Origin of the sequence: Verminephrobacter aporrectodeae subsp. tuberculatae At4 (assembly GCF_000193225.1) — a bacterium.
Lineage (GTDB): Bacteria > Pseudomonadota > Gammaproteobacteria > Burkholderiales > Burkholderiaceae_C > Acidovorax > Acidovorax aporrectodeae.
On the sequence record NZ_AFAL01000686.1, the window covers coordinates 1 to 1315 of the forward strand.

Below are 1315 nucleotides of genomic sequence, written 5' to 3' on the forward strand. Positions count from 1 at the left end.
CTGCCCACGGTGGCCAAGGTCATGGCGTTGGGTTCGGGCACTTCGGCATGGATGGCTTCCTGGAGCCACTGGTCAAACTGTTGCAGCGGGGCCGCGTGCGAGGCGTCTTCGTTGAGCTCGGCGCGCCCATAGCTTTTGCGCAGGTCGGCGATGGAGGAGGTCATCGCCGGGATTGTGCACCGCCGGTCTCGCCACCCGCGAATCAACGCGCGCGCATTCCCAGGATCGCCGCGCCGACGATCAGCACCGTGGCCAGCGCGATGCTCCCGCTGAACGGCTGGTCGCTGACCACGGTCAACAGCGCCGTCGAGGCCACGGGCGTGATGTAGCTCAGGACGCCGATCTGCCGTGCATCGCCGCGCTTGAGCGCCCTGTCCCAGAGGAAGAACGAGGCCCCCAGCGGCCCCAGGCCGAGCACGGCGAGCAGCGCCCAGTCGCACGTGCTCAGGGAGGTGGCGGGCTCGAGCAGCGCATGGCACAGCAGCGACAGCACCCCCGACACCAGCCCGAACAGGCCAATGGCCGTGGTCGGGAACGCCGCCACGCGCCGGGTCATGAGGGAATAGGTGGCCCAGACAAGGGCCGAGGCGAGGGCCGGCGCATAGCCCCAGGCCAGCGTGCCGTCCAGCCCGCGTCCGCCCGCAATGGCGATCGCCGCGCCCGCAAAGCCGAGCAAGGCGGCCAGCACGTGCGGCACGCGCAGCACCACACCGGGCAGCACGACCGGCGAGAGCAGCACGATGAATAGCGGCCACAGGTAGTTGACCAGATTCGCCTGCACCGGCGGTGCATTGCGCAGCGCGACGAACAGCAGGAAATGGAACGCAAACAGGCCGTACACGCCCAGCGCCAGCGTGCGCAGCGGAACGCGCCACTGCGAGGGATCGCGCAGCACGAAGGGCCATGCGGGCAGGCTGCCGATGATGAGCGCAATGCCCGTGAGCAGAAACGGCGGGACGTGGGTCAGCGCAAGGCCCAACGAGGCGATCGAGGCCCACAGGGCGATGGCGCCCAAGGCGTACAGATTCGCGTGCATGCGATGACTGTACGCGCGCAGCGATGGTCTTTCGTGTTGCAAAGGTGCCAGGTACCAGGACGTGGCGGTGGTGATTCCAGCGTTTCAGCGACCGTGCGGGAGGCAGGGCAAGGGACGCGGGAATGACCCCGCACGTGCTGCAAGAACTGCTTCGCGGTGAGGGTTGATGGTTCGTAACTACTCAGCCCCCCCCGCCGTAGGCCATAATCCGCAACTTGATGCAACAGCTACCCGACCTCAGCACACTTAGTTCGACCCAGATGGGCACACTGGTCTTGG

Annotated in this window: 1 protein-coding gene and 1 pseudogene; both read right to left on the minus strand. The window is 67.4% G+C overall.

Going from position 1 to position 1315, the window contains the following annotated elements; genetic code table 11:
- Positions 1-164 (minus strand): annotated as a pseudogene (locus VTU_RS28720) (pyridoxamine 5'-phosphate oxidase); the annotation flags it as partial.
- 38 nt (positions 165-202) lie between these two features.
- Positions 203-1036 (minus strand): DMT family transporter, encoded by an 834-nt coding sequence (locus tag VTU_RS0119070; protein ID WP_010107526.1) that lies wholly within the window; start codon positions 1034-1036, stop codon positions 203-205.
- Between the last annotated feature and the right edge of the window lie 279 nt (positions 1037-1315).